Below are 21,951 nucleotides of genomic sequence, written 5' to 3' on the forward strand. Positions count from 1 at the left end.
TGGCCGTTTCGGTTAAAGTCTCGGCAGGGCACAGCCGATGCTAAAGGGATGTCTAATGCATGCCGCGGGAGGCGGCGTGCTGATCCCATTCTGGAGCCCTGCATGCTTGCGATCATTCCCACCCGTGCCAGCGTCGGGCTGGCAGCGCCTGAAGTCGTGGTCGAGGTGCATCTCTCCAACGGACTGCCGGGGCTTGCCATCGTTGGGCTGCCCGAGGCGGCCGTAAAGGAAAGTCGTGAACGGGTGCGCAGTGCGCTGATCAACGCCGGCTTTGAGTTCCCCGCCAAACGCATCACCCTCAACCTGGCCCCGGCCGATCTGCCCAAGGAGGGCGGGCGTTTTGACCTGCCGATTGCGCTGGGCATTCTGGTCGCCTCCGGACAGATCCCGCAGGAGGCGGTGGGCAACCTGGAGTGCGTGGGCGAGCTGGCCCTCGATGGTCAGTTGCGCGCCGTGACCGGCGTGTTGCCGGCGGCACTGGCAGTAGCCGATGCCGGGCGTCAGCTGTTATTGCCAACGGCCAATGCCGATGAGGCCGCACTGGCCGGCGATCTGGAAGTGCTGCCGGTGTCCAGCCTGCTGGAAGTGGTGGCGCATCTGACCGGCGAGCGGCGCATCACGCCACATCAGCTGGCTGAGCCGCCCGCCGCCACCGTCGCCGCGGCAGATCTGTGTGACGTACGCGGCCAGCATCAGGCGCGCCGCGCGCTGGAAGTCGCCGCGGCCGGAGGCCACAATCTGCTTTTCGCAGGTCCGCCAGGCACCGGCAAGACCATGCTGGCCAGTCGGCTGGCCAGCATTTTGCCGCCGTTGACCGAGAGCGAGAGTCTGGAAGTGGCGGCCATTCGCTCGGTGTGCGGGCTTGATATCCTCGAGCGCTGGGGTCAGCGCCCGTTTCGCGCCCCGCATCACGGGGCCAGCCCTGCCGCTCTGGTGGGTGGCGGCTGTCATTTTCAATAATTATTGCGACTAAACAATAATTGCTGCGACAATCTCTATGTTGAGTTTACATAGAGTGCGCCTTGGTGACCGTTTCTCTCAAACAATGCAGAACTTTTAGCTTCCCGGATGGCACTCTTAAAGACGAGGCAGAGTGCTTGGTCGTTTGGTGGTATGGGCCTATCTTCAAGAATAATCGCTCACGCAGCGTCCCTAAAATCCATGTCTTCTTAAGAACCATTGACCATAAGAATAACTTAGGAAACGTGGTGAGACGTGAGACGGTCTTAACGCATCTAGGACTGTTGAGAATTGGGTCTGTCTGGGAAAAGGGGGTATCCAACTCCCGCATCGTGTTTGATGAGAAAACATTTTCCGTTTCGTTCTCCCTGGGCGGCTGGCGAATTGTCTCCCTGGACGACCTGCTCAAAGAAGGGCGCAGCCTCTATACCTCCTTTCATAATTCAAACTACTTGCCTCTGGACAGAAAGCACAGATCGTACCTGATTGAATTTGACCTCCCGGATGGCAAACATCTGCTCATCCCTTGCATAGAGTTTTTTGCACGCTGTTACGGCCGATCTTCTGAAATCAAGCGTGTACTTGCCACTTACCCTTGGAATGAAATAAAAGAGCGGCTTTATCGACCGCTCAATGCGCCCGTGCCCCCAGGCACATGGCCCGTCAAATTTACTCATCGTGTTCATAAGCACGATGCTATTTTGCTCGCTCACATGCTGTACGATCCGTATGCGGAGCGTGCTGCAAAAAATATTTATGCGCAAATTGAAGCCAGTTTTTCTCCGGACAAGATGCTATTAGAGGTCACTCCATGGTTTCAGGGGAGCGGCGAAATTTCCGTATCTGGCATTCCAGTTGATGATGGCAACACATTTCTGGGTTTACAGATATTGGGCTGTTCACAGCCCGACGGTGCCATAATCCACCGCGAAAGAGAGAAATCAACGCCGATACCAGCCACCGATGGCGACAACGCCCCCTCTCGGTTCCCCTATCATCAGCTTCAAGATACCCCCGATGTCATTGACCTTACAGATGATGACGAACCCGACCATGGTTCTTCTTGGCTGGACCTTGCCGAGGACGAATTCGTTATTTTAGGCAAGCCTCGCGCCGTTCTGGATAAACGATATGCTCGAAAAAATGTGCCCGATATACGAGGCATACCCGTTCCTGGTGACGAAACCATTTTTTCCACCGGGGAGCCCCATGGATCAGGAAAAAGAGTAGGACAAGCGTCTATTCATGCTCCTGTTACACTGGAGTCGCAGGGCTTTCTACGTGATATATGGAATGCGCTTCTCTATTTACAATCGGCCTGTCCCGCAACAATTCGTGACGTTAGCTGGTTTACCTTTGAAGATGGTTTCAGCACTGCCCCAGACCCTCGATTGATCAGTCTTGAACCTTTCGGAATAGATGATAATGTGGAAACAGCAGTGGCCAACTGGGTCTACATGGATACTCAGACCAAAGTGCCTCGCGGGATACTTGTCATTAAAGTGCATGTGTTGGATCAAACGCTCTATCTCATGGAACTCCAACGTCGCCTTCCCAAGCCCAGAGCTGACGGTAGTGACCAAGCATCCAAACCTTCTTCCTATAAAGGATTAGTCTTCACTCTAAACCATCAAGGCAACTTTGAGCATTGGCTGCGCCAAGTGCTGTCTAGCGTGCGGCACGTTCAAGGGGTCGTCCAAAAATTGGCGGGGCACTGTCCAGGGTTCGCAGATACTTTTAAGCACCCTAAATCCAAAAATGAACAGATACCCTGCGAGGCCTCAGTGATGAATGCTTTTAGCAAGATCGGTATTGGGCGCGGTGACTTGGCGTAGATGCTATGTGCCACCCTGGCTGGCGATGGCCGTATTGTCGGTAAGATCATCCTTCATGCAAACCAGGCGAAAGGTGTTCTTCTGACGAAGAGCCAAACTGCTACCCCTTCACTGGCAGGCGAGGATCTTTGCTGCGGTGGGCGAAGTGTTCATTTGAATCACGGCAAAAAGGCGGCTGGAATCGCGATCTCTGATGGCAAACCGGAAGCAGCGACAAACGCTGCGGCGATGCTGAATTCCTTTTTACTGACCGTGAAAAGATAGGTAATCACCTCTTCGCGATCGGAAGTGAGTAACCGCGAGGACATGCCTACCAGGTACCCAATCAAATTGAGGCACAGAGCCGCGCCCGCAATCACAAACGCATACCAGCCATAGCCAATGATCGTGGAGGCATTCGGCCCAACCACGACGAGCAGGATCAGCAGAGACAGCCATCACAAACCAGACAAGGTGTGCCGCGACAAAATAAATGAATCTGCTCATGGTGGCTTTGACGTTACCGGTTGAAGTGAATGGTGCTCCCAAAACAAGGTCACTTTCTGCACCGCAAGCCCAGGGCGCTGCATAGCCGTCGCTTAACCAGGCTCTAGCAGAAGCCTCAATGATTACTATCTGCCCAGCATGCCATGACTTGTTTGGGAGCTGGGGCCGCTCCTCCTGATCAAGCAGTTCAAATAGACAATGCTCAAGGGTTGAAGCTTTAGTTGCTAGAGGTTTTATAGTAACAAGAACAGATAATTCTAGAGAGGGTAATAGATGGGACATCATCATGATCATCCCCACATTGATCCTGCCTCTGGCGACCGGCGCGTCAGCATCTCAATTTGGGCCAATGGACTCTTAACCATCGCTCAAATTGTCGGTGGTATTATGGCGGGAAGCCTTTCGCTGATCGCTGATGCGTTACATAACTTTTCTGACATGGCAGCGTTGGTCATTGCCTTTGCCGCTCGTAAAATCGCCAGACGGCCTGCCGATGCGCACATGACCTTTGGCTATGGCCGCATCGAGATAGTGGCAGCACTCATCAACTACACCACCCTGATTATTGTTGGCGCCTACCTGATTTACGAAGGCGCTATGCGGATGATCAATCCTCCTGAGATAGAAGGTTGGACGATCGTTATTATTGGTGGCGTCGCGCTTGTCATCGACGCCCTCACTGCGGTGCTTACCTGGTCAATGCAAAAAGAGAGTGTCAATATCCGCGCCCTTTTTCTGCATAACTTATCGGATGCGTTTGCCTCCATTGCCGTGATTATCGGTGGATCACTTATTTTACTGTACGACATGCGCTGGGTAGACCCCGCGATTACGATAGGGATTGCACTATATATCCTTTACCTTGCTTTCTCTGAAATTGGTGGCCCTATCCGTACGTTAATGCTGGGGTCTCCCCCGGATATTGACGGTCAGTCAGTCATTGAGACCGTAAAAAATGTCGAGGGCGTCCAGAATATTCACCATGTGCATCTATGGCAGATGCAGGAAAACACGGCAGCCCTTGACTGCCACGTGGTCCTGACGGAAATAGGCTGGCATCAGATTGAATCAGTCAAGGCAGAGATCAAGGAACAGCTAAGAATGCGCTTCAATATTGCTCATTCCAGTCTGGAGTTTGAGCATAGTGACCACGCTCATCAAAATGCCAGCTTATATGGACATGAGTGACAGACTGAGGCTTGTTCTCCAGATCAGATTTTTAGAGATTGGTTTCATCCCATAGCGATTGGCCTATTTTTCAACTCGGATTTTCCATCTATGGCTGAAAAAGCTCGCCAAAATCGATAGGCCTCACAAGGCGATTTTGATGAATCCGCTATCCTCGATATTGCTTACCAGGCGGAGTTTGATCGAATGTCCGCCGACAAATAACTGACTTCTGCTGAGGTACAAACAGTGATCGACCAAAACATGACGGATGTTAGTACCAATCAGATTCGACAAACACCAACCTTTTTCGTCAATGGCGAATCTCTAGACCCCTTTGGTATGCAAGAGCTGATTGACGCCGTCGAGAGTGAAATAGAAGAGATATCAGAAGAAGAGGATGGCCAGTGATACAGCGCTGGTGGTTGATAGGTCTGGTGAGCTTGTACCCCGTGCTGGCCGAAGCCAATTGGCAAACGCATCTTTCATTACCGCCGGCTGAATCAGTATCTCCCGGATTACAGACGGCTAGAGAGCAAGGAAACATCACAACGCAAACGGGCGTTGATACCCTGACCTTTGGGCGCGATGTCGTCATTGAGACCACCCTTTATGAAGCCTTTTCAGCAGAAGAAGTCCCCACGCGTTTCGCCATCAAACTGGAAACATTGCTAAGCGAATTTATGGAGGCTCCGGTGGAGTTTTCCGCCAGTGAGCGTATCCAGTTAGTGTGGGAGGAAGACCGACGCCAGGATGGCACTCGCATTGGGCCACCGCGCCTCAATTATGTGGCTCTGCCTGATCAGGCAGAGCCTGTAGAGATCATATGGCCGGTCGCCAGAAAGGGAGGCGTAGCATTCTTTCAGGATGACATCCTGCTAGACACATTGCGATTACCGGTTCCTGGTGCCCGCTTAACGTCTCGCTTTGGGAATCGGCGACATCCTGTGTATGGAAGGGTTCGTCCTCATAATGGAATTGACCTGGCTGCGCCGACGGGAACACCGGTCATCGCCACCGCACCCGGGCGCGTATCCTTCCTGGGTCGCCAGGGAGGGTATGGGCAGGTGATCGAGGTGGAGCACGACACGGGGGCGATCAGTCGCTATACACACCTTAGCCGATTTTCCCCACAGCTAGTGGTTGGGGATTTAGTCAACGCGGGGGAGTCGCTAGGAAAGGTAGGTTCATCGGGGCTCACCACGGGCCCCAACCTGCATTACGAAGTGAGGGTCAATAACCAGCCTTTTGACCCTCTTGATCAAGGCCAACGTATCATGCTGGGCGAACAGCCGACCCAAAAGGAGTATCAGGCTTCACTTTATGAGGCAAGAGTTCGCCTGGAACAGGCTATAGGCACTGCATCCATTTATGACTTGATCTCGCTCAACCAGCAATAACCACCCGTACTCAACGGCTTTGCATGAAGTGTTGGTAATGTGAGGATATAGTTTTGTCTTTATCGAGCCTGAGCTTTTTGATCAGCTATCCATCATTGTACAGGTAACATTTATGGATGATGTTTCTCCCGTCACCATGGGAGTATTGGCAAGCCTTGCGCGGGCCTGATGACGGCCATTGGTGCGCTTCCTGTCTTGTTCACCAAAACACCCAATCGCGGTGTCCAGGATTTAGCGCTGGGGTTCGCCGCTGGTGTCATGCTAGCGGCCTCTTTTTTCTCGCTGATCATACCTTCCCTGGAAGCCTCGGAGCTGCGTTATGGAGATAGCTTTGTGCCTGCCGCCATTGTCTGTGCGGCCATCTTGCTGGGGATGGGAACGGTAGCACTACTGAACGAATTCTTGCCTCATGAGCACTTCGATCAGGGTCGAGAAGGACCGTAGGCTGCCTCACTACGCCGTATATGGTTGTTTATCATTGCGATTACGATACACAACCTGCCAGAAGGACTCGCCGTTGGCGTGTCTTTCGGCGCAGAGGGTAGCGAAGGAGGCATGCCACTTGCGAAAGAAGGCCACGCTGGGCCTTTCCATCGGATTGGTGCTCATGCTGTTTTTGGATGTCTCGCTGGTCTGACGCGTTGGAAGGAGAAAATAGTGTGGGCTCTAACCCAGGTCTTGAGCCCCTTCATGTGGGTTTTCAGTGATACAGAGCTGATGATCACTGATGACTTCAATGATTCGGCAGCTTTCCACTTTGCCTCCGGCACACTGCGAGACCATGCGTTGCAGCTCCTCACGCAGTGCAGACAGTCGTTGAAGACGAGACTCTACTTTTTTCAAATGATGTGTGGCAATGGCATCGACTTCCTGACAAGACATGTCAGGCTGATCTGACATGGCCAAAAGCTCTCGCACTGAGCCCACCGAAAAGCCAAAGTCTCGGGCATGGCGGATGAAACTCAAACGCCGAACTGTGTCATCTCCATAGCGGCGCTGCCCTCCGTCGGTTCGTGACGCATCGCGCAACAGCCCGATACGCTCGTAGTAGCGAACCGTTTCAGGTTTGCAACCAGCCCGCCTTGCCAACTCACCAATACTGATACTTTGCCCCCTTATCGACATGGTAAAACTCCTTCCGAAGAGCTTGAAGCTGTAGTTGCTACAAGGTTTATACTTCGAAACCATAGTTCATATGGGAGGGAAGATTCCATGAAAACATCAACGCAGACAGCAGAGCCTACCGTCTTGACGCTGCGTGTCGAAGGCATGGACTGCGGCGGTTGTGAGCGCAAGGTCGTGTCGGCGCTAGAGCGGCTGGACGGCATTGAGGAGGTAACGGCAAGCTCGGTCACGGGTTCGGTGAAGATTCACCATCACGATCACGCAGCCCACTCGCAAAAAGCCATTGAAAGTATTCTGAGTGAATTAGGCTACCGAATAACTTCCCATGATGGCCATAAACAGGCATCTGGCTCTTCAACTCCCTGGTGGCAAACCGCTAAAGGGCGTTTGGTCATTATCACAGGGGGGCTGCTGATAGTGGCCTTCGCACTTCGTTTGGCATGGCCTTCGTTGGGTAATGTCCCTTTCATTCTGGCTACGCTGGTCGGATTGATACCCATCGCGAAAAGTGCCTGGGGCGCACTCAAGATGCGCAACCCCTTCACCATCGAGATGCTGATGTGCATCGCGGCACTTGGTGCATTGGCTATCAACGCTGCCGCTGAAGCAGCGATGGTCGTGTTCTTGTTCGCCGTGGGGGAGCTACTTGAAGGAGTAGCCGCTTCACGGGCACGACACAGCATCTCGGCCTTGGCAAACTTGACGCCGTCAACCGCAAGACTGATGGATAATGGCAATCTGCGTGACGTTTCGGCGGAGTCACTCGAACCCGGTCAGCGCGTTCTGGTGCGGCCCGGTGATCGCGTCCCCTGTGATGGACGTATTCTGGTGGGAACGTCAGACCTGGACGAATCGCCGGTAAACGGTGAGTCCATACCCCGTTCGCGTGCGCCTGGTGATGATATTTTTGCTGGCACAGTGAATCTTGATGCCACCCTGGAGGTGGAAGTAACACGAGGCGCTGATGACAATACGATCGCACGCGTCATACGCCTGGTTGAAGAAGCTCAGGCTGCCAAGGCACCGATAGCACGCTTCATCGATCGCTTTGCTTACTACTATATGCCCGCTGTCGTATTGCTCGCCCTGCTGATGGCCATAGTGCCACCGCTGGTATCGACCATGGCATGGTCGGAGTCGATTTACCGGGCGCTAGCATTGCTATTAATCGCATGCCCCTGCGCACTGGTAATTTCCACCCCGGCCGCCATCGCCGCAGGCCTCTCGGTGGGTGCTCGGCACGGCCTGCTGATCAAAGGGGGAGCCGTTCTTGAAAAGTTAGGCAAGCTTCGCCTGGTGGCATTGGACAAGACAGGCACCCTCACTGCAGGTACCCCAAGAGTCACGGATGTGGAGTCCTGGGCTATCGAGGAAGGCGATAAAGACGTATTACGGCTTGCCGCCGCGATAGAGCGAGATTCCAGTCATCCTATCGCCACGGCTATTGTTGATCATGCCCGACAGTCGGGCATGACCTTCCCCATGGTCACCGACAGCCGCGCTCTGGCAGGGCGCGGTGTCTCAGGCCAGGTGGAGGGTCGCGAACTGAGTTTAATGACGCCTCGTCACCTCAACGAGCAGATCATGCTGGATGAAAGCATGAGCGCTCGGATTGTAGAGTTGGAAGAAGCCGGCAAGAGCCTCGCTCTTCTCGTCGAAGGCGAGCGTTTACTGGGTTTGATCGCTGTTCGCGATGAGCCACGCGAAGATGCCCTTGAAGGCCTGGCGGCGCTATCCCGTTTAGGGGTACAGGCTGTCATGCTCAGCGGTGATAATGCTCGCACTGTTGCTGCCACTGGGGACAGCCTGGGCATTGAAGCGTACGGCGAACTGATGCCTGAAGACAAGGCAGCATATGTTCGAGACTGGCAAGCGGCAGACCGTGGCCCTATCGGTAAAGTAGGCGATGGCATCAATGACGCACCGGCACTTGCGGCAGCTGATGTCGGTATCGCCATGGGTAGTGGCACGGATGTGGCGTTGGAAACTGCCGATGCAGCCTTGCTCAAAAACCGCGTTACCGGCATCGCTGAGCTGATAGACCTCTCGCGCGCCACTCTGCGCAATGTGAAAACCAATGTTGCTCTTGCGCTTGGCCTAAAAGCCATTTTTCTGGTCACGACGGCTCTGGGTATTACCGGCATGTGGATTGCGGTGATGGCCGATACCGGTGCTACTGTTCTGGTGACGTTGAACGCGATGCGACTGCTGGGTTACCGCTTTTCACCCGATACTGCGTTGCCAGGCCTGTCCCAAGGAAAAACAACGTCATGAGAACAGCGCAAAACGATAGCTCTTCACGTCGTTGGCCATGGTTCACGCTCGTTGGCGTTATGGCGTGAGCGTCCTGCTTTATAAGCGCCTTGAGTAAGGCTATGGATTCAGTCAGGCAAGAAAAAAAATATACGCTTTTGGCTGGACGAATCTCATCAATAGTCGATTGCCTTGTAGCGTTAGCCGCTGGAGCGTTGACCACCTTGAGTGCCGCCCCGTTCTTCCTGTGGTGGCTTGGCCCTGTGGCCGTAGCACTGGTCTATTGGAAGATACAGTCGCTAACGACCACCAGGGCCACTCTACGTGGGTGGTGCTATGGGGTAGGCCTGTTCGGTTCTGGCACATCGTGGGTCTTCGTTGCTATTCACGATTTCGGTGGCACCGGGGCCTTGGGAGCGATGCTCCTTACCACTCTTTTTGTCAGCGCCCTGGCGCTCTTCTTTGCAATTCCCTTTGGTCTCTATCGACGCGTCACGGGATCACGGTTCGCCTTTCTTGGCTTTGCCGGTATGTGGGTGATGAGCGAATGGCTACGCACCTGGTTGTTCACCGGCTTTCCCTGGTTATTGTTAGGCACCTCTCAGATAGATTCTCCACTAGCCCCATGGGCACCCGTTGGTGGTGTGTACTTGCTGTCACTCATGACCGCGCTGACAGGAACGTTAGGGGTAGAGGTACTGCGTGGACGCTGGGGTTGCCTTGTCCCGATTGCCGCCCTGTGGTTCGTTCCATTCCTGTTGCCCACCCAATGGACAACCCCGGCTGGCAAACCCATCCGAGTGGCGTTGTTGCAAGGGGACCTTGATCAGCGCATTAAGTGGACTGCCAAAGGGCAGCGCGAGGCGGTCAACATCTACACAACGATGTCACAGGAACAAACACGGGATATCGATCTCATCATTTGGCCCGAGGCAGCTCTTCCCATGTTTGAGCAGGAAGTACAAAGAATACTTGAGCAAGTAGCGTCTGATCTTGGGCCTGGCACCGCCTTGTTGACCGGCATCCTGCAACGTGACCGTGAGGGGCGTTCTTACAACAGCGTCATAGGGTTAAATGACGTACAAGGTCAATACCAGAAAGCGCACCTGGTACCGTTTGGCGAGTATTTGCCACTCGAAAACCTCCTCGCTGGCACTCTCGCTTTTTTTAACTTGCCAGCACCAGGCCTGACCCCAGGAGCAGAAGACCAGGCTCCGTTACACGTAGCTGGAATCACTATTGGTAATGCTATCTGTTACGAGATCATTTTTGCTGACCATGTGGCCCAACAGGCGCGTAATGCCGAGCTGCTATTGACGGTTTCCAACGATACGTGGTTCGGGCGTTCCATTGGCCCACACCAACATCTTCAAATGGCGCGTTTACGTGCTTTGGAAAATGGCCGCTACCTACTTCGTGCCACCAGTAATGGCGTGACGGCCATGATCGATCCCCAGGGCCAGATCACTGCCCGTGCCCCACAGTTTGAACAGACCAGCTTAACTGGCGAAGTGACTCCTATGCAGGGCCTGACCCCTTTCAGTCGCACCGGTAGTGGGCCCGCCTGGATACTCGCTGCCATGCTGACGCTGCTCGGATTACCACTGAACTTGTCTCGGTCAAAAAGCGACGCATTAGATGAAAAAGGAACCTGAAGATGCTCTTGGCAAATAACGCAGCGATACTTGCGAGGCTGCTCCCATGGCCAATGCAGATGGGCGTCATCATGAGTGTCATGGTGACGTCTCTGGCATGGTTTCCTGTCACCATGGCGGCACAACCGCCCATTACCCAAAAGACGTAATGGCCCACGGGAGCATTACCCGCTACCCGAGGAAGGCAATATCATCAATTAGCCTATTAAAATCAGTTGAGAAAACGGTCAGCCGCTGGTTCAAGCATTTCCGCTACTTGGAGAAGAGCAAAGAAGTGAAGGCTATCGAGGGCGTTTATGAAGAACTGGTTTTGACGTCATCGCAACGGTCGTGACACTTATTCCGGGAACCCGTTGAACACCGACATACAGGTGAAGAGCAATAGCCCCGGGCAAACGGCGGGGTGATATTAGCCCCATGAAGAGCTGGGGAGCTCTCAAGGTACTTGTACGCGATCCGCGTCAGCCATAGGCAGCCAGTAGGTAACGCCGCCCATCACCACCTGTATCCCATCTGTCGTTCGCTCTACAGTCTGTTGGCGAAGCATTTTCTGCGTTACTTTTGTGTCATGAAAATACTCCATGGCAGCAACGATCCATCGCTCCCTCCAGGCCTCTCCTTGATCAGTGCACCGTGCCATCGTCATCAGGGTGCGGGCTAGTGTTTCTTTTCGCCGCTTTCTTGCCCGTTTTACATCCACCCGAGGAGTCAACGTGGTGACATGTTGGCGATTCAAGAAATTGGTAAACCCCGTCACCGAGGCAGCTTGCCCGGGCACCGCATGCAAATAATTATCCACATCGCCCTGTTGAGGCAGCCGTTGCCCTTCCCGGTCAGTAGCGAGTAACAATGCGGCTGCCGCTTTTAGTGCAAGTCGTGCGGAGGTGTGGGACGTTTTACCCGCCTCTATACGGGTGTCCAATTGCAGCCAATAGGCTTTCAGCACCTGGTCTGATAGCGAAGCGGACGGCATGGAACTGAGGCACGCCTGAATACGCCGTTTCTCTGAATCGATCCGCTTTGCCTGGTGATCCGGCTCAACCCCTTGCTCTTCATGCAACCATCGCATGGGAAGCCTCACTCGCCGCAAGCCCTCTGCCCCGAAGTGGTGGAGTAGCTCCGAGTAGGTCGGTATCCGTGACCATGCCTGGTCGATTTCAAGGAAGAACGGGAAGAAATGGTTGATCCTGAGAGCAGCTTTATGCGGGCCCGTGGTGCGAATCATCCATTCACCAAACTCCCCGAATGCCTCACTTAACGCTTTGGTGGTGATACCTGCCTGACCAATGGTGATCCTCTTGCGGCATGTACGCGTCCAGTAGCAAGGCTCACAGATATCGCCGCGACCCGCTGGCATGAGATGGCCACAAGATGGGCAAGCCATCTCACCTTGCTCATAACAGGCGTTGCACAATGCGTCACCGCTGAATGTCATGACCAATAAGCGGTACCGACGACATGCAGAGCAGGTACCGTGGTCTGCCGTCGCACAGCGTGGACATAAGCGATGATCATGACCCATACGCGTCACTCGGGTAAGACGTTGAGACACCTTGTCACACGCCTCGCAGGGCTCTGGCTCTCTAAAATAGGGAGCGCAGGCGTTACAGACAGGGCCGTAGGGAGTGACCTTGCCGATGTTGTAGTCTGAACTGGCTTTCCCACATCGTGCACACGCTTTGTCGACATCGCACTTCCGACAGACGGCTTCTGGGTCATTCCTGGGCAGACGGGCCAACTCACCACATCGTGGGCACATCCGTCGCTTAAACACCCGAGCATAGCAGGTTGCGCAGTAACCATGCCCTTTATGGCGTCGCCACAATTTGGAGACTTCTCGGCCACACTCATCACAGCCTACCGTTTTGTGTTGATTCAAAAGGTTGGCTCCGCTTTCATTCTCCGTTTTAAACGCGCCCATGAGGCTCTGACCGCGCGTTCCGACATGGGGCGATAAGCCGATGAAACACGGCGGCGATGCGGCCCATGAGGGTGATGAGATAACCGTGATAACAGCGGCAACAGCACTACGGGAGGCGACTTTCGGGGATCATGAAGCGCGCTCCTCTTGACATGGCACTCGACCAGAGCGCTGAACGTTTCTTCAAAACCTATACTTAGCAAACGCTCCACCGCCGCCAATAAGGCACTACGCTCGCTGACAGGCAACAGTTCAAACGCTAATCCAGATATAGGCATCCGGCTATCAGTTACTGGAATGTCCAATGACAGAAGCGCAATGCCGAGGTCTGACACAGGCCGCCGACTTGCACGCCGTACAACGCCAAGAAAGAAGGTCACCATAGAAAACCAATCGTCGGGTGCGATAGAGGCCTGCCTAAACGTTACGTTACCCGTTTTTAAAACACGATCAGCCAACACTTGGAAATTGAACGCTTCAGGTAAAGGCGACGTGCATACCTCCTTTCTAAAATCCTCATGACACCGGCTGCATTGAGCTAAATGTTGATCTTCCGCTGAAAGACGATGAGGCTCTATAGGGGCCTTGCATACTGGACACTCATCTATCAGTTGCACTCCATGAAAGCCGCATCCAGTATGCCAGGCGAATCGCCAGTGTCGGCGCAAGTAAGGGGTGGAGTCCTCTGCCAGGCATAGCGTGCATACCTGCTGTCCTCCATGGCGTAGTCGATTTCGGCTACCGAGGGCCAACAACCAGGGCCAAGCCTGCGCTTCCGGTAATGAGTAACCGGCCACTTTCTCACAGTCGTCCCGCACCCCCGCCTTTTTAAACCTGTCGGGAGCATTCCCCGAGGCATTCACTAATGGACGTATTTTGGTGAGGGGTATTTCCCTATCGATGTCCCTCGTCCATACACGCCATGATGGCCAGATAGCCCCGGTGAGCGACAAAGGATCACACCCCTGTCGCATCGCCGCCCGAACGAGCCATGATGAAAGGGACTCCTCAGGCAGCAGGGGCACACTCAGCGCCCAGGGCATTACAGCAATACTTCCCTAATGCCACGGGTGGGGCGCACCCATGATTTACTCTGAATGATTTTTTCATCAATGCGCTCAGCTCCAGACAAAATAGCGGCATTCGCACACTCAATCAGCAGCCGGTGCAGGTCACCCAAATTACCGCCAGAAATTGCGTGGAGCTGAGTAGCCAATTGTGGCTCATGCAGTTGGGAAGGATGTTTGAGCGGCAGGATCTTCTCAAAGCCGGCAAGCAGCTTCTGAAACTCCTGATTAAGCTCCCACTTCGGTAATGCAACCACATCAAAGCGACTCGCATGCTGCGGGTCTGAATGCAGCACACGCACAGCATCCTGCGTACCCACACCAACGATGGGAATCATTAACTCATTGCATAGGAGCTTAATGGCATTCATCGTTTCGCGCTGCTTGACGGCGCCACCGGTTAGCAGTGAATGGAACTCATCAATGATCAACAAGCGGGTATGGCAAGCCCGAAGTTGATGAATCACCTGGTAGCGCAGCTTGGGTACCGGGTCTGAAGGCCGGTAGGGAGCCCAGAAGCTCTCTAGCACTGCGATATACAGACTTTTCTCATCGGCACTCGGTGGGGCTTGGGTGACGATCACTGGTTTCACCGGTTCTACGTCTTCATTCACGTAGCCCTCACCGTACTGTTTACGAAACCGTTGAACGATGGTTGTCTTTCCGTTGTTGGAGTCACCCACTAGCAAAAGGTTAGGCATACGAGGACGACTAGGCTTCTCCATCAGCCCACGCATGACCTCAATGACACGATTGGCCAATGGATACCCCAGCCATCGAGGTTGATCCATAAACTCCATTCGCTCTTTAGCGGACAGCCCCAGGACATGACGAAGATCAGGATGAAGGTGTGTGCTCATGCTATGTCCCAGTTCACATCGATATCACCCGATAAGAGACCGTCTCCCTGAGCGGGTGACTCTTTGGGGGCCGCGGTTGAAGGCGCATGTAAGAGGGGATCTGCAGGCGTCACCTTCTTCTCATGCTCTTTACGTCGTTGTGCCTGACGGCGACTTCGCTTGGTGCGTGCTTGCGACTCCTCCACATGAGTTCGCAGTTCACTAATAGCGCGTAGGATTTCAGACTCATTGATCGAACTCCTGCCTTCCTGGCGAAGGCGCGCTTTGGCCTGAGCGTACTCCCACACACTCATCGAGGGGAGGGCAAGATTGGCAAAGGGAATACGAAAATATTGCCCGAGTTCCGGGTCTTTGAACCAAATAACGCTAATGTCGCGAGGGTCGCGCCGGAATACAAAAGTGCGTTTCTTGCTTGGCGTGTCTGTATCTTTGGCATTGATCCATGGCCTTAGCGCCTCATCGTAATAATTTATGCCATCGATGGTTACACCGAAGGTCTGGATCGTGCGCTGAAAGCTGGGCAAAAAATCGAGTAATACAGAAAGTCTGTCAGCAGGCCTCGGCGCTAAGCCCACGCCCTGCATGTCAACATTGCCAAACACACCGATTTCCCATTTCCTCATCGGTGACATACCAATTCCAGAATGAAGGCGTTGGTGGTAAACCTTGCAAATCAACGTCACAAGCCACTCTTCAAATTCGCTTTTCGTCATGGCCGCGTGTTTTTCTGGATCGTATCCCTCTTTGTCTTTAATGGAGGAGAAGGTCGTCCCGGGCAGGTTATGGATTTCCTTGAGAAGAGACCCCAGCACCCGCTCAATATGGCCCCCGTAACGTGGCTGCTTAACAGGCCGAAACTCAAGGTTGATCCCATAGGCCAGGCATGAGCGCCGAAACGTCTCTGAGCGAAAATCTGGGCCGTTATCGACATGAATCGTGGCGGGTGTGCCCCATACCGGCCACTCGGCCTCCACGCTATGCAGCAGCAACCACTCATCTTTAGGCAGCATGGAGTGCGCCACACACATGCCGACGGATGTTTCAGAGGGCGGGTCAAACGATAAGTAATACCCCGTAACCATGCGAGTACACACGTCCATGGCCAACGTGATCCATGGTCGACCAATCGGTTTGCGATGCACATCATCGACCAAAATAATATCGGCAGGCGTGTGGTCAATCTGCATAACGGCTAATGGATAGTCCGCATTGGGAAATTTTCCGGCAGCCGGCTGAAACTTGTTGATCGCTTTCTCTCTAAAGCCATGGCCACGCAACCGATCACGCTCTGGGATATCACGCAGACGAGCACGAACGGTACCAGGGCTCGGCGGGTCGATGCGCCTTTCATGGCAACGCCGCATCACTTCCTGTACCGCTTTTTGCGCGGAGGGGCGCTGCAGCGTCAGATACACGTCTTTAATGACTTCCTGAATCACCTCTTCGGCATGTGCGGGGATACGTGACTTACCCTTCTTCCACCCCGGCTTTTGAGGAATCAATGCGAGCACCGATCCCGTCGCCTTGTACCGCTTCAGCCAACGGTAGATCGTGGCCGTATCCACGCCTGTTTGTTTAGCACGTTCTTCCGCTGCATCTCGTCCTACGGTATGGCGATCCACCAGGGGCTTAATGATGGAAAGGCGATGCTCGGCCTCCCGCCAATCGGCATCCCCAATCTCGGACATATCCTGCTCAAGGGGAGCAGGCCCGCTATGGAAAGGCCTCAATTCACCGATGCGAAGCGGACAACTACGCCCGGTCTCAACGGCAATACCAATGACCGTCTCAAAATCGAGCACCTGGGAAATTCGGTAAACGGTGCCATCTTTCTGAACCTGCTCACCCACCATGATTTGCAACTGTTGGCGTGTATGGGCAATGCCGCTATTGGGTTCAGTGGTGTTGCCACGATGATTATTCATGATCGGGTACCCATACCTCCGATAGAGGGCTGAAGGATTGAGCCATATCGCAATCCAGCTGCCGTGTCGCCAGCAGATGCCATAAATGCGCAATCCCCTCGGCCCGGTAAATATCGCCCATGAAGTGTCGAGACAGTAGGTAATCCAGGGTCGCCACCCCCATCGTCCTCACCGTGATGAGCACTGCCTGGCTTTCAACAGAGGGAAACACCATCCGCTTGTAGCGCGTCAGGAAGGTAATATTGTCCAGGGTCTTATCACGAATGCGGCTTTCATCATGAATGCGAAACGCCCAACCCTCGTTGTTGGCATGCCGCATGGCGGCCTTCCATTTAGGCGACCATTCACGCCAATGTTCTTGCCACTTTCCCCGTGGCTTTACCTCCACCAGGAGAGGTTTCGGGTAGTCGTTGTAATGGCGGTTACCGAGACGGTAATAAACCAAATAATCCGGCGTGTAGGTGTAACGCCTACCGGTCACTGGATGGTGAAACGGGATCTCACACGGCTGTGAAATCACGCCTAGCACGCTCACATCAAAGTCAGCCTTGATGAGGAAGTCACGTTCGAGCGTTGACTCAAACGCAATAGATTCCTCCCCGCGAAAGGCATAGTAGCCAGACACACTTCGCCGGGTAGGGCCGATGTTACGGACGGATGTGGGCAGTGGCATGAGAAGTCGCACCAAATGTTGAATAAAATATGATTTGTCGCAGCAATTGCTATCAATTCTGTCGCATTCAATTTTGTATAGATTACCATAATAGCCCGGTATTACGCCCTGAGAGTCGCATCAATTGCTGATAATGACAGCGGCTCTCGTCCTCGCCCGGGGGAGATTTCGCTCGCGCATCAGGGCGTGCTCTTTCTGGATGAGCTGCCGGAGTTTGATCGCAAGGTGCTGGAGGCCATGCGCGAGCCGCTGGAGTCCGGTCGCGTGCATATCGCCCGTGCCAGTCATCAGCGCGAATATCCTGCTCGTTTTCAGTAGTGTGTCACGTTGGTATGAACCACTTGTCGTGGTTACTATGTCAGTAACTAACAGGGTTCATGCACCATGCCGCAAGCAATCTCCTACATACGCTTCTCGTCTGCGCACCAAGGCAAGGGAAGCACCACAGAGCGCCAGCACACGCTGATATCAAAATGGATGGAGTCCCATCCTGATGTTCAACTGTCGCCACTCTCAGGCGTGGATGAGGGCCGTTCGGGGTTTTCAGGAGAGCATCTGAACCACGGTCTAGGCAAGATTATTGCTGCTATCGAGGCTGGCAAGATCAAAGCTGGTGACTTCATCCTTGTTGAAGCAGTAGACCGGATAGGGCGCTTGGAACCCTTGGACATGCTGAACCTGCTACAGCGCATTGTCGCTACAGGTGTGGCTATCGTGACGCTTGAGGACAATCAGACCTATTCGAAAGAGTCGCTGAACAACAATGTGGGAAGTCTGTTCATCCTCGTGGGGAAAATTCAACAGGCCCATGAGTACAGCAAGAACCTTTCAAGGCGTCTGAAAGGCTCGTGGGAGGCCCGTAGAAACAAGGCCCGCAAGGGTGACACCTTTAAGAAGACTAACGCTTTCTGGCTCACCACAGAAGGCAAGGTGAAGCCCCGTGAGGCTTTGATAGTGCGTGCCTGTATTAACAGGTATCTATCAGGCAGGAGTGCCAAGCGGACTATCAGCGACCTGTCTAAGCAGTACCCTGAGTTGGTCGGTACTCATGAGCGCACAGTGTGGCGTTGGTTCAGAGACAGAGCATTGATAGGGGAGTGGTCCAATAAGGGTGACCCCATTGAAAATGCCTTTGAACCTGTCATCGAGACAAAGGTGTTCTACAAGCTTCAAGCTGAGTTAGCTAGACGTGCCAAAAGCATGTCACCTGAAAAGAAGTACACACTGGCAGGGCTTGTTGTTTGTGGCTGTTGTGGCAACACATGTCATTTCAGAACGCAGCGCTTTGACGGATACACAATCGTCTATTCGAACTGCGGCAACTTCCTCAAGAATGGCCCTGATGCCTGTTCCAATCGGACCACATGGCAGTATGAGCTGTTGCTTTACATCTTCGAGAGCTACATACCGGAGCAACTGAGTAGCAGTATCTGGGATGAACAGGCCAATCAGGAAAGTGAAAGACTGGAAGACCTCAAGGGCCAGCGGAAAGAGATTGATGCTCAGATTGATAAGCTGTTGGACCTGCTTATATCCATGCCCGATAGCTCCAACGTCAAGGCAAAGCTGACAGGGTTAAATGAGAAGAAGGACAAACTGTCAGCACAGATCACTGAGACTGAAATGTTTCTCGTTGGTGCCAGTTATAACGATCACTTCAATCTCGATACCATCGTGGATAACGCCAATCTTGACTTGGAAGAGTATCTGACTGATCCAGTCGCCATGAGGGAGCAACTTTTAAAGACCGATTACAGAATCAGGATGGCTGGTAAGGTCGTAACTGTGAATGTCGGTCCTGCTGGCAGTGAGCGCTATGAGATAGTGAGGCGTACCACTCGCCACAAGTGCTACATCCTCAAGCACACCGTGCCAGAGCATCAGCTACTTGATGAATCAGACGACGAATGGCATACAGTCCCTGAAAGCGTTCGTTACTATGCTTTGAACAGGAATGGCTGCTTGACCAGTGCTGATAGTGAAGATGACCTGGTGGAGCGGCTTGAAATGATCAGGCAGCACGAAAGATCGAACATCGAGTTCGAGATATCAGAGTTTTAAAGGTTGGATCACGGGGGATGGCCTGCTGGCTGTCCCTTTCAATTGACCAAATTTTGGCGTGCTTGCTAGATTTTTAGAATTTTTGTCAATACCTTTTGCTGTATAGTTACAAAAATAAACAAACTGGGAGGCCCAGCAATGGCGGGGCTTCTAGCGTGTCAATAGTTTAGTTGAAAAATATAATCATTGAATGAGAATCGTTATCATGCGATAGTATTACCTAACGGGGAGATACTGAGAACTCAATCGTTAGCCGATATTGATAGCTCAGTTATGACTACTGATCACTACTGATCCAAGGGAAGTGAGCGGAAGCGAAACAAAGAGGTTAAAGCTTCCAGTATCATTCAAGGGTATTCAGTAATAGCTGCCTTACGGCAATATCTACTGATAGCTTAATCAGTAACCTTCTTGGCACGATCAATCTCTTATTGTCGCTCTGCTCCTTCATCCTGCTATCGCGGGAACATATTAGAACCCTCTTGCAAAATCACTGGTAGTTCGTGCCTAACGGCAGAGATACCAATGGCCTTGCAAGAGGGTTTTTTGTTCGTGCTTTGCGTGTCTTGTGCAGCCTTCCAAGACCCTTGCCAGTAATCAGTGGCACGTAAGTGGTAGCAACATCACCAGAAGGCTTGGTGTAGTTGTGGACACGATACTCAAGATACCCGGCATCAATGTGGCGCTGATACGGGACGCGCTTGCTATTGATCCATCCCCAATCCTTGAGATGCTGGAACAGCTTGCTTGGCTTCACGTTCAATGCCTTGGCAGCTTCACGCACCATCATGTTGTCACCAGTCTCGGAAACAGTCCGGGCAAATTCTACCCATGGGGTCTGTGTCTCGATCTGCTTCTGATACTGCTCGGACTGGCCCTTGTATTCCAGTGCTTGTTGTTCAGCACGCTGTGCTTCCAATTGAGCCTGTTCACGACCTTCGAACTCCTGTGCCCATGCTCGTGCTGCTTCGGCAGGATTGGTGAAGTCTGGTAGTGCTGGTTGCTGGACCTGCTGATGCTGTGGCGTAGCAGCACCAGATTCCAGATCGTACCAACGCTTGATGACTGCCGCTCGACGCTTTACATCATAGCCGGTGATCAGGACTTCTGTGTGGTACCGATCCAAGAGGAACCCTTGGGTACGCTTGGTCTGGGGGCAGTCAATTGAGGTAACTCCCTGATTTTGTTGATAACTCAAATCTGAGGTGGGGTCCATCTGATCTAGCATGGAACGAATATCTCTCATAACATTGTCATGGCGCTTGCCAGTTAATTCAGCAATCTCACGACTACTCATCTTCATCTTACCATCATCCTGCTGAACCGCTGGCTGAGTTTCCCCAAGCGTACACGGCTTCCATCCATTGGGGTCTTCAACTTCTGTAGAGTGACGACCAACACCCACACCAGCTCCAACATGTGACATAACGCCCATCTGGGACTCGCCTTTTACCAGCTTTGCGTAGACCGATCCATTGTCAGCTACTTCCGGACCTTCGGTGCTCCAATCAACAGGCTGTCCGACAGAACCCCTGATCCGTGCTGAGGTATCTTCGATAGCGGCGATCCATTCTCGACCGGCATTGACGTTTCTCAGGATGAAGTTTTGCAGATTGGGTGAAATCCAAGTACCAATCCTGCCGTCTTCGATACCGCCACGGATCATATAAAAGAATTATCACCGCGGATCTATCTATTTAAATAAGCGAGGCATGATTACATACACTGATTTGAAGAAAACTTCAATTATTATTTGACGAGTGTGGATATTAATTATATAATATTAGTTACAAGGTGAGCAAAGGAAGTCACCCAAAAAACAATAATCAGCAAGGGGTACGTACAATGAATGCAGTAGAACAAAAACAACTGATCCAGCGTCACGAAGAGCTAATCGAAGTTCAAAAGCTTGAAGAAGATGTGCAACGGCTTTTAGAAAATCCAGAGTTTTGGGACGATATTGAAAACCGTGAACAACTGGACGCATTCATTTGTAAGCGTGTCATTGCTACTCCCCTGATCCTTCATTCCAATCTGGGTTATCTCGATACCCTAGCGGATCACACAGAGTATAAGGCAGACAGTAGAGTCGGATTCAGTAAGAGTCATATTAATATTCTTGAAACGCTGTCCCAGAATCTGAACTATCGCAATCTTATCATCGTTGGTCGTCAAGACTTGGCCCAGCAATTAGGCGTCAATCCAAAGAATCTGAAAAGAACTCTAGACAGCGTTTCGACTTGGATTCACGTTCTACCAAACACAAAGGCTGGTGAGGTAAGGATTCTGATTAACCCGGCTTACGCTTATCGCTTCCCATATGTTGATCAGGAAGAAATCGAGTTTCGTTCATCCATGTGGTACGCACTGTTCAAGGGTAACGCTGACCTAGATGAACTGGCACAACGTGATGTCGTGTTGCGTTACCTGATCAAGCAAGACAGATGGCCTGTACTGGCCTGAGAACACACGTCAGCAGCGTGTAGGGTGTATCGGTTACCGGCATTTCTGATGCACCCATAAAGTCCTGTGCCACTCCTCACAGGCATCCAGCAGTCATGGT

At 52.8% G+C, this 21,951-nt stretch carries 18 protein-coding genes and 2 pseudogenes; 12 read left to right on the forward strand and 8 right to left on the reverse strand.

Features of this window, described 5'->3' with window-relative positions; all coding sequences use genetic code 11:
- Nucleotides 1-102 precede the first annotated feature (102 nt).
- Together KSP9073_RS03310 and KSP9073_RS03315 are read left to right on the forward strand one after the other, a co-directional pair.
- A pseudogene (locus KSP9073_RS03310) lies at nucleotides 103-945 on the forward strand (YifB family Mg chelatase-like AAA ATPase); the annotation flags it as partial.
- Between the two features lie 77 nt (nucleotides 946-1,022).
- On the forward strand, nucleotides 1,023-2,795 hold the full coding sequence (locus KSP9073_RS03315; RefSeq protein WP_108841503.1) for a hypothetical protein: 1,773 nt from the start codon (nucleotides 1,023-1,025) through the stop codon (nucleotides 2,793-2,795).
- A gap of 158 nt (nucleotides 2,796-2,953) precedes the next feature.
- On the opposite strand, the gene KSP9073_RS03320 is transcribed toward KSP9073_RS03315, so the two are convergent.
- Nucleotides 2,954-3,205, reverse strand: a complete 252-nt coding sequence (locus KSP9073_RS03320) for a hypothetical protein (protein WP_243409097.1) — start codon at nucleotides 3,203-3,205, stop codon at nucleotides 2,954-2,956.
- A gap of 349 nt (nucleotides 3,206-3,554) precedes the next feature.
- On the opposite strand from KSP9073_RS03320, the gene KSP9073_RS03325 reads away from it, so the two are divergent.
- The 4 genes from KSP9073_RS03325 (at nucleotide 3,555) to KSP9073_RS17745 (ending at nucleotide 6,292) form a co-directional block, all read left to right on the forward strand.
- Nucleotides 3,555-4,469, forward strand: coding sequence for a cation diffusion facilitator family transporter (locus tag KSP9073_RS03325; RefSeq protein ID WP_108841504.1), 915 nt, complete (start codon nucleotides 3,555-3,557; stop codon nucleotides 4,467-4,469).
- Between the two features lie 204 nt (nucleotides 4,470-4,673).
- The gene (locus tag KSP9073_RS03330) at nucleotides 4,674-4,859 is read left to right on the forward strand and encodes a DsbA family protein (protein ID WP_279310048.1); all 186 of its coding nucleotides are present in this window, start codon (nucleotides 4,674-4,676) and stop codon (nucleotides 4,857-4,859) included.
- Nucleotides 4,856-5,848, forward strand: a complete 993-nt coding sequence (locus tag KSP9073_RS03335) for a M23 family metallopeptidase (RefSeq protein ID WP_108841506.1) — start codon at nucleotides 4,856-4,858, stop codon at nucleotides 5,846-5,848. Before KSP9073_RS03330 ends, KSP9073_RS03335 begins: the two co-directional genes overlap by 4 nt.
- 168 nt (nucleotides 5,849-6,016) lie before the next feature.
- Nucleotides 6,017-6,292, forward strand: coding sequence for a ZIP family metal transporter (locus KSP9073_RS17745; RefSeq protein WP_243409098.1), 276 nt, complete (start codon nucleotides 6,017-6,019; stop codon nucleotides 6,290-6,292).
- A gap of 222 nt (nucleotides 6,293-6,514) precedes the next feature.
- Here the strand turns inward: KSP9073_RS17745 and KSP9073_RS03345 are convergent, their stop codons facing one another.
- The gene (locus KSP9073_RS03345; RefSeq protein ID WP_108841507.1) at nucleotides 6,515-6,973 is read right to left on the reverse strand and encodes a MerR family transcriptional regulator; all 459 of its coding nucleotides are present in this window, start codon (nucleotides 6,971-6,973) and stop codon (nucleotides 6,515-6,517) included.
- 87 nt (nucleotides 6,974-7,060) lie between these two features.
- Here KSP9073_RS03345 and KSP9073_RS03350 point away from each other — a divergent pair, with 87 nt between their 5' ends.
- The 3 genes from KSP9073_RS03350 (at nucleotide 7,061) to KSP9073_RS17575 (ending at nucleotide 11,215) form a co-directional block, all read left to right on the forward strand.
- Entirely contained in the window at nucleotides 7,061-9,247 is a 2,187-nt protein-coding gene (locus KSP9073_RS03350) for a heavy metal translocating P-type ATPase (RefSeq protein WP_108841508.1), read from the forward strand.
- Nucleotides 9,248-9,348: 101 nt separating this feature from the next.
- Nucleotides 9,349-10,881 (forward strand): apolipoprotein N-acyltransferase, encoded by a 1,533-nt coding sequence (lnt, locus tag KSP9073_RS03360; RefSeq protein ID WP_108841509.1) that lies wholly within the window; start codon nucleotides 9,349-9,351, stop codon nucleotides 10,879-10,881.
- A gap of 46 nt (nucleotides 10,882-10,927) precedes the next feature.
- Nucleotides 10,928-11,215 (forward strand): hypothetical protein, encoded by a 288-nt coding sequence (locus KSP9073_RS17575; RefSeq protein ID WP_165814136.1) that lies wholly within the window; start codon nucleotides 10,928-10,930, stop codon nucleotides 11,213-11,215.
- A gap of 102 nt (nucleotides 11,216-11,317) precedes the next feature.
- On the opposite strand, the gene KSP9073_RS03370 is transcribed toward KSP9073_RS17575, so the two are convergent.
- From KSP9073_RS03370 to KSP9073_RS03390, 5 genes are all read right to left on the reverse strand, one after another.
- Nucleotides 11,318-12,238, reverse strand: a complete 921-nt coding sequence (locus KSP9073_RS03370) for a hypothetical protein (RefSeq protein ID WP_108841511.1) — start codon at nucleotides 12,236-12,238, stop codon at nucleotides 11,318-11,320.
- Between the two features lie 518 nt (nucleotides 12,239-12,756).
- Nucleotides 12,757-13,845, reverse strand: coding sequence for a TniQ family protein (locus KSP9073_RS17915; RefSeq protein ID WP_108841512.1), 1,089 nt, complete (start codon nucleotides 13,843-13,845; stop codon nucleotides 12,757-12,759).
- Entirely contained in the window at nucleotides 13,845-14,729 is an 885-nt protein-coding gene (locus tag KSP9073_RS03380) for a TniB family NTP-binding protein (protein ID WP_108841513.1), read from the reverse strand. The genes KSP9073_RS17915 and KSP9073_RS03380 overlap by 1 nt, the downstream gene beginning before the upstream one ends.
- Entirely contained in the window at nucleotides 14,726-16,654 is a 1,929-nt protein-coding gene (locus tag KSP9073_RS03385) for a TnsB C-terminal domain-containing protein (protein ID WP_108841514.1), read from the reverse strand. The genes KSP9073_RS03380 and KSP9073_RS03385 overlap by 4 nt, the downstream gene beginning before the upstream one ends.
- Complete coding sequence (locus KSP9073_RS03390; protein WP_243409099.1) at nucleotides 16,647-17,279, reverse strand: TnsA endonuclease N-terminal domain-containing protein; 633 nt, start codon at nucleotides 17,277-17,279, stop codon at nucleotides 16,647-16,649. Before KSP9073_RS03390 ends, KSP9073_RS03385 begins: the two co-directional genes overlap by 8 nt.
- Nucleotides 17,280-17,468: 189 nt before the next feature.
- Between KSP9073_RS03390 and KSP9073_RS03395 the strand changes: the two are divergent.
- Together KSP9073_RS03395 and KSP9073_RS03400 are read left to right on the forward strand one after the other, a co-directional pair.
- A pseudogene (locus tag KSP9073_RS03395) lies at nucleotides 17,469-17,642 on the forward strand (ATP-binding protein); the annotation flags it as partial.
- A gap of 69 nt (nucleotides 17,643-17,711) precedes the next feature.
- Nucleotides 17,712-19,388, forward strand: a complete 1,677-nt coding sequence (locus KSP9073_RS03400; RefSeq protein WP_108841516.1) for a recombinase family protein — start codon at nucleotides 17,712-17,714, stop codon at nucleotides 19,386-19,388.
- A 490-nt stretch (nucleotides 19,389-19,878) separates the two neighbouring features.
- Here the strand turns inward: KSP9073_RS03400 and KSP9073_RS03405 are convergent, their stop codons facing one another.
- On the reverse strand, nucleotides 19,879-21,054 hold the full coding sequence (locus tag KSP9073_RS03405; RefSeq protein WP_133240975.1) for a phage antirepressor KilAC domain-containing protein: 1,176 nt from the start codon (nucleotides 21,052-21,054) through the stop codon (nucleotides 19,879-19,881).
- A gap of 179 nt (nucleotides 21,055-21,233) precedes the next feature.
- Between KSP9073_RS03405 and KSP9073_RS03410 the strand changes: the two genes are divergently transcribed.
- The gene (locus KSP9073_RS03410) at nucleotides 21,234-21,851 is read left to right on the forward strand and encodes a hypothetical protein (RefSeq protein WP_108841518.1); all 618 of its coding nucleotides are present in this window, start codon (nucleotides 21,234-21,236) and stop codon (nucleotides 21,849-21,851) included.
- The last annotated feature ends 100 nt before the right edge of the window (nucleotides 21,852-21,951 follow it).

The sequence above is a fragment of the Kushneria phyllosphaerae genome (assembly GCF_900312995.1).
Taxonomy (GTDB): domain Bacteria; phylum Pseudomonadota; class Gammaproteobacteria; order Pseudomonadales; family Halomonadaceae; genus Kushneria; species Kushneria phyllosphaerae.